Annotated in this window: 6 protein-coding genes; 1 reads left to right on the top strand and 5 read right to left on the bottom strand. The window is 44.3% G+C overall.

Going from position 1 to position 7,328, the window contains the following annotated elements; genetic code table 11:
• Positions 1-218: 218 nt before the first annotated feature.
• Positions 219-530 (bottom strand): hypothetical protein, encoded by a 312-nt coding sequence (locus EKM86_RS12440; RefSeq protein ID WP_164506278.1) that lies wholly within the window; start codon positions 528-530, stop codon positions 219-221.
• 908 nt (positions 531-1,438) lie between these two features.
• Between EKM86_RS12440 and EKM86_RS12075 the strand changes: the two genes are divergently transcribed.
• Complete coding sequence (locus EKM86_RS12075; RefSeq protein ID WP_125758310.1) at positions 1,439-3,049, top strand: hypothetical protein; 1,611 nt, start codon at positions 1,439-1,441, stop codon at positions 3,047-3,049.
• Positions 3,050-3,440: 391 nt separating this feature from the next.
• Here the strand turns inward: EKM86_RS12075 and EKM86_RS12070 are convergent, their stop codons facing one another.
• From EKM86_RS12070 to EKM86_RS12055, 4 genes are read right to left on the bottom strand one after another with little or no spacing between them, the layout of a single operon-like run.
• A complete protein-coding gene (locus tag EKM86_RS12070) occupies positions 3,441-4,331 on the bottom strand; it encodes a sensor histidine kinase (protein ID WP_125758308.1) in 891 nt (296 codons plus the stop codon).
• Between the two features lie 9 nt (positions 4,332-4,340).
• On the bottom strand, positions 4,341-5,006 hold the full coding sequence (locus tag EKM86_RS12065) for a response regulator transcription factor (protein WP_125758306.1): 666 nt from the start codon (positions 5,004-5,006) through the stop codon (positions 4,341-4,343).
• Between the two features lie 49 nt (positions 5,007-5,055).
• A complete protein-coding gene (locus EKM86_RS12060; protein WP_125758304.1) occupies positions 5,056-5,817 on the bottom strand; it encodes an ABC-2 family transporter permease in 762 nt (253 codons plus the stop codon).
• Positions 5,814-6,734, bottom strand: a complete 921-nt coding sequence (locus EKM86_RS12055) for an ABC transporter ATP-binding protein (protein ID WP_125758302.1) — start codon at positions 6,732-6,734, stop codon at positions 5,814-5,816. Before EKM86_RS12055 ends, EKM86_RS12060 begins: the two co-directional genes overlap by 4 nt.
• Positions 6,735-7,328: the final 594 nt, after the last annotated feature.

Genomic DNA, 7,328 nt, shown 5'->3' with positions numbered 1-7,328 from the left:
TGAAACACCAAAGCAGCGCAGTCCCGTGTGAATCGTGGGATTGCGCTGCTTTTTTGAAATTCTATGAATAATCCAGGCGACAAACTCATCGACATGTGGTACATGATTGATGAATTGCGGGTTGCCGAGGAACTCGGGTATAAACTCACAAAAACTGATTTCTAAAAGCCGTTAAGGCCGCTTGTTGCTCACAAGCGGCCTTTTTTGATACTACCCGCTTATCCACCAATTTTGCGAATAATCTCGGCCAACAACGCTTTTGAAGCTGTCTTCCCATCTTTGATCCAATCGATTGTCATATTGTATAGGCCGGCGCAAATGAAACTGTTCCAATACTTGCCATAATCACCGGTAAACGGGATCGACTTCACGTTGGCCAAATAAAACTGGCTCACAGATACGAAAACGCGGCGCAAGTATATGTTCGGCGGCGCTTGGGATCGCAACCTCAAATATTTCACTATGCTCATCAACGTATTGTAAAAAAAGTGGGCAATATATGGACATATTTGAATCCATTTGCCTGTCATTGCTTATCACCAGTTGCAATTAGCCATACTGTTGCTAATGTTTAAACAGGTCTCCGATAATTGAGAACATTCAAAAAGCCCGAATTTAACGGGCTATTCTGCTAATTCATATTCAGATTTGTCCAGTTTTCCATACCAAACACGAGTCGCATTGCCAATCAGCCGCCGTTCAACCAGTTTATAATCATGTAAAAACACACATCAGTTAAATGTGCGTTTTAATCAACAGTATTTACGGGTCAGCTCAAATGTTGCACGGTGTTGCAGAAGTTATCAATGCATGCCGCTTTTCGCAGTATGACATCAAGAACTCTGCGTTTAATACCTTGATATGCCTGGTTTCTAGTTGAACCAAATTGTTAATATTCATCTTGTTACCACCAGAAACTGTAATCTTCACATTGAAAAAGCTTTGGCAATAATTGCCAAAGCTTTTTTTGTGCATTAGCGCGAAGCAATCGTTTGGCTCAACGCGAAGGCTGCTTGGCTTGTGCATGATTCCAGCAACGTGACGTAACCCGTGATTTGCCGGCTCAGTGGCATAGGCAATGGCTTGTCCGCTTCGAGCTGCCAGACAACGCGCGACAAAATTGCCGACTACTTTTTATTCTTACACAGATCATTAACTCGTTACCGCAAACCTCCGTCCTCCTAAACCAATGGTGTGAACGGAAACGAAAGTTTCTTTATTGCACCTGCGCTTGCTACCTTCTACAATAGGTTCAGCGAAACTGAAATTAGTGCCACCTTTACAGGCTAAAAGAAGCAGTCCAAGTAGACCAACTCCTCGAAAAATCGAATATAAATATCGCGAACACAGTTCCAATCATTCAGTATTGTTAACTCCCCACAACAGCTATAAGTTCACTATTTAAATCACTCTAAAGGCAAGAGCAAGGAGTTCTAGGATGTCAACTACCAATTCGAGCCCCCAATCAAACACATTACCCATCCAACAACAGTTGATACCTGATTATCAATTATGGTGGATTTCCAATTATGAAAAGCAAATCAAAGCCAGCCGTTTTAACATTATTTCTACGCCTATCTGGCACGAAGTAATTCGTCACCAACTTGACTCCCATTTCGCCCCTGTAGATATGAACATTAAAGAATGCTTGCAACAGAATATCTCTGCGGTCTTTAATTCAGTATCAGCGGATGCAGATCATGACGTAATTGATAAAACGTTTGTAAAATTACCAAAGTTGTTTTGGGAACTTTTAAAAGAAAACGAAGCCTATCGTCAGTTAAGCAGACAAAAACTCAATACGTCAGAACAGGCTGAATCTGTCATAAAACTGTATGCAGACATCGCAAATGGCGCATTCGTCGATTCCCTACGCGTCTTAGCCGCAATTGAGGAACTCGTAACCGACAAAACACTCGACCAATCAAGGCTTGGTGGCGCCATTGAAAGTATCACCAGCAAACGTCTCATAAAGGAAGACCGCGACTATACACCATACGCTAATCTGGTTTCAAAGGATATGCGAAATGCCGTAGACCACGGTGGTCACGTTGTTCGCTCGAATGATTACAGTTTGACCTTCACAGAAAACCATACGGAAAAAACCATTTACAAATCGTTCAGTGAAGTTAATGCAGAACTGAAATACATGTTGAGTGGTCTGTCGGCATTCGTTCAAGTTATTCTGAATATAATGCGCGACTTAAACATCATATGGTTACCAATCAATTCAAGTAACTCAGAGCAAGAGTTGACTGCTTGGTACCGTCTGAGACTCTCAACGCCAGAAGTCCTTTGCAACTTAGTGGAAATAAAAAGATTGGCCGATAGTCGTTTACAGTTTCTCGTAAACCTTTCAGGGTTTGACAATGTAGAAAACGCTAAATTATGCTATTGCCTTTGGTCTGCAATATATGCTTTCCAAAACGTTCTCCCAGCACCCCCGCCTATGGATAGGCTATTCATTACTTATGAATCGCCTCGAGCAAATAATACTTTCGTCGCAGTGAGCGGGACGGCAGTCTCCCAGTACATCTCGAATAGCATTACGTTTGACGAACTTTTGACCGACGCCACTAAAGATGCCATTATGACCTGGCCAACCAATACGGATCCAACGCCTATTCAACAGATAGACTATCAAGATATTATAACGAATGACTATATCATCACAAATATTGACAATCCAAATACGGAAACCGATATTCGCTTCGTCGCTGATGTTGAAATGGCACGAGTGACTCGACCAAATCATGTGAAATTGCTTGTACCTTCAATTATCTCAGTCATGAGATCATTGCCGAGCGGCGGCGATATGAAGACATTAACCAAACACGGTCAGATGCCCGCAGATATTATTTTCTTGCGCGTATTTCATGATTTGGAGGGTAAAAAGGGCGTTTCTCCCGACAATGATAATTTTATTGCGACAATACAATTCGATGTAAATCGAAAGTTTCCAATTTATCATAATTTAGGACTACTCACATTTCGAAAAATACGAACAGAAACAGATATTGAGTATGGTTGGAACCCATCATTTGGATAATGATACACAAAAAACGTCGAATAAGCCGCTCGACGTCTTCGTTCAAAATGTATTTACGGGCCAGACCAACTGTTGCACGCTGTTGCAGAAGTTATCAATCTATGCCGACTTTCGCAGCATTACATCAAAAAATCTTTCTTGAATACCTCAATATGTCTGGATTTGTATTGATTCAAATTGTTAATATTCACCTTGGTACCACCAGAAACTGTAATTCTCGATTACAATTTCCGCGATGCAATATCGAAAAAGCATTTGGCCAGCCGGTCAAATGCTTTTTTGTGCGTTTCGGTATTTCATACGCTCAAAATGTCCTCTAGAATTGCAGAACGTAGAATCGACTCATTTTCTGGGCTCTTGTGGCAGTGATACACCAATCCAACCTTGGACTTCATGTTCCCTGCGAGTCCACAAAAAACGTGAGTGCTATTGCAAACTCCTCAGAGGCAGTTTTGATCAACATTCTACCTCCCAGTTGGGTCATCAGAGCCGACACGATATTGAGGCCCAACCCAGTACTCCCATCACTACGGGAAGCATCACCAGTGTAAAATCGGCTTTCTAACTTAGACGGATCAGCTATTTTCTCGTTAGTCTGATTGGATAGTTTAAGTGTGATGTGCTTGGAATCTGGCTGCTCCAATACGATTGCCGCTTGGCCTTCGGCGTACTTCAACCAATTACCGATTAGGTTTTGAAGGATTCGCCGAATTACAGTCTCATCAGTAATTAACGAAATATTTGGTGCAATGTTGGGGGTGACCCGAATACCACGTTCGTTCAACTCATCGTACGCTGAAAACAGCTCGTCCTGCACGACTTGAGAGAGATCAAGCGGCGTCAGAACCAGCTCGGCATGTTTTTCAATCATCTCATCGTAATTCATTAAGGTCCGTAAATAGTAGTTAACAGCACTTAAGTTACGGCCGATGCGCACCAGGCGAGGATCCGGTGAAGTGGCTGCTTCTTGCATCACTTGGACATAACCCGAGGCTACGGTGAGCGGCGTCTTGATGTCATGAGTCAAGTTGGTCAACATCTGTTTGACCTCAGCATCTTGGTGCTGCTGCGTGCGCTGGAGCTCACGAGTGCGCTTCAGATTCCCATTGATTGCCCGAACTAGCCGCCGAATCGGTCGCCATGCTGTTGCTGAAGTCACCATCGCATTCGTATGCGCAGAATTGACTTGCTCAAGCTCTCGAGTGATACGCAAAACCTCACTCACCAGTAGACTGAATGCAGCCAGTGACAATAGCCACAAGACCAAGAAGAATATTGTCATGGTGCCCTCCTACTTCAGCCGAATGCCGATTCCCCATACTGAGACGATGTACGTTGTATCATTGTTGCAGGCATTCAACTTAGTCCGCAGGTGGCTGAGATGAACATTGAGCGTATTCTCAGCATCAAGATAAGGTTCTTGCCAAATCCGCTCGTAGATGCTTTTCTTTGAAAATACCTGTTGTGGGTGTTGCATCAGCATGGCGAGCACCGCGAATTCTTTCTTCGGCAGCTCGATTGGCGCGCCGGCCAGCGTCACTTCATGGGTGGCCTGATTTAAGACCAGTTGCCCCTGCCGCAACTCTGCTCCCCCGCCGATTGACTCATGATCACGCAGCTGAACACCAACTCTCGCCTTCAGTTCTTCGACATCAAAAGGTTTGGTCAAATAATCATTTGCACCGGCCGAAAGCAGCTGCACCACACTGTCTTTATCCTGAATGGCTGTGAGCACAATGACTGGCACTTGGGAATGCTGGCGCACTGTTTTCAACACACTTTGACCTGTCACGCCAGGCAGCATCAAATCAAGTATCACGAGATCGAAATCATTGTGGCGTATTGCGTTTAGTCCAGCCACGCCATCTAAAGCCTCTGTCACCTCGTGAGGCGCTAACACATCTTTTAGTAACACCTGAATGTCTGGATTGTCTTCGATAACGAGCAGATTCGCCATATTCTCACCTTCAAAGCCGACTGTACCGAAAAATGAGAGCGGCTTCAAGTCAAAGTTCCTTTTGTTGCAATAGCCAACTAGAAGCACCGATGCTGACAATCAAAAGCCCTAAGCTCACGAATAGATAGCGAGCCTGAAGAGTGGCGTTCAATGCTCCGGTAGTCAGGCTGATGGTCATGTTATAGAAATCAAAGTAGCGCAGCCAGTGCCAATGTAGAATGCTGGTGGCAGTCGAAATAATCAAAGGCCAAGTGATCACAAATATTGTTTGGGCCACGACAGTGTTAAAACTTATCATCACCGTGATGCTGAGGCTAAAAATCACGCTAACGAAAAATGAATTGAGCAGTACCGAAAAAAGAAAGTCATGCGCTAACGGTCCACCCATCGGCCGACCCAAGATCAGACCGGTCACAGTTGCACTGCCAAAAAACAGTGCAAACAGAACGACAACATCGGCAAGCAGAACAAGATACTTGCCTAAAATGAATTGCAGCCGAGAAATTCCCGACACCAATGTATTTTTATATGTCTTCTGGCTGAACTCGCGGCTGAAAACAATAACCAATACCACGATGAATAACCACAGCGTAAAGGTCCCCGCAAAATTTGCTGCATGAATTCCATCCAGGACACTCCAATGTTTCGCAATCAGCCGGTTCAGCAGCTTTTCAGGGGCGTTTACACTCACCCCGCCGACCGCTTCCTGTTGCGTACTGACCATCGCCCAAACAATCGTGAGCAGCGTGATGATTGCCATCCCAATACTGTGATTCTGCCGATACAGATCCGCCCTGATTTGATTGATCATTTTGCCGCCCCCTGCTCTTGAATAAGTTGCGTGTAATATTGTTCAAGGGTTGCCTCCCTGCGAGTAATGCTGATCACACTCACCCCCGCCTTAACAAGGAGTTCATTCACTTTCTCCGGGGGTGTTGTCAAATTCTGCAAAACGACATGACTGTCATCTCGAACCTGTAGTTGCTTCAAGTTGGCTTCATCCAATATTTCAGCAGCATGCGCCGCGTCTGAGACCGTAATTTCTAACCCGCCACGCGTTTTTTCGTCCAATTCAGATTTGGTCAGAACTTGAAGAATTTGACCGCGATGTAGAAAGGCAAATTTTGTCGCAACCTGATAAAGCTCAGTCAAGATGTGACTCGAGATTAGAACTGTTGTGTTGAACTCGCTTTGTAGCCGCTTCCCTAGCGACCGAAACTGGACGATGCCCATTGGGTCAAGTCCGTTCGTTGGTTCGTCGAGAATGACAAAATCCGGCTGAGCTAACACTGCGATTGCCAGACCGAGACGTTGTCGTAATCCCAGCGACAAATGCTTTGCTTTCGTTTTGGCCTTTTCTTCTAAGCCAACTAAACTGATTGTTTTTGCAATCAATTCATCATCGCTGAGACCATGTTGAATCGCAATCACTTTCAGGTTTTGACTCACCGTTAAGTTTTCGAATGCCGTTGGTGTCTCGATCACCGCCCCAATTCGACTAAGCGCATGGCGATAATGACCAGCATGTTCGCCCAACAACGTGATTTGACCTTGGCCCATTGGTGACAAGCCAACGACAAGGCGCATGATTGTCGTCTTACCTGCGCCGTTTTCACCAATCAGGGCAAAGATATCCCCTGTGTTAACAGTGAGATCAACGTCTTTTAATGCTTGAAACCGACCAAAACGCTTGCTCACACCCTGCAGTTGCAAGACTGGTTGTTCCATCTTTATCATCTCCTTACGTCTTTAACATATCAGTACAATCTTAACTACAGCCTTAATTAACTGTTAATTCATCCTTAATTCCAGACTGCTCCATTCGCGTAAAAAAAGGCAACCATTTTCTAAGCAGAATGTTAGAAACCATTAAAAGCTGGACCTCGTTCGTATTCTTGGATAAAGGGATGCTGGATCATGCTCCGCAAATCTATATTGGCGTTATTTTATGTATTTGTGATCAACCAAACTGCGTGCATCCCCTGTGCACTAACAATCCTAATTAGTCTTACCTCAATCATTCATCATCAACCAGCCATCAAAAATTTCGTCAGATTGTCTTGATAGCGATGGATATAAACTGACCGTTCTATTCGTCTCAATTCCAGAAACTGTAATTCTCGATTACAATTTCCGCGCCGCAATATCGAAAAAGCATTTGGCCAGCCGGTCAAATGCTTTTTTGCTTGCGTAAACCATGAAAGTCATCGTCGAGACAACCCATATTGGCAGAAGTCATTCATTTCCTCAATTTTCAAGTCAAGTGCAACGATGATAACGAATTCTTGATAGTGGTCTAGGCTGTTACGCCATGCATCGGTA

Origin of the sequence: Lacticaseibacillus hegangensis (assembly GCF_003946465.1) — a bacterium.
Taxonomy (GTDB): domain Bacteria; phylum Bacillota; class Bacilli; order Lactobacillales; family Lactobacillaceae; genus Lacticaseibacillus; species Lacticaseibacillus hegangensis.
Note: the sequence above shows the minus strand (reverse complement) of the source record. Positions and strands in the feature narration are given on the sequence as shown.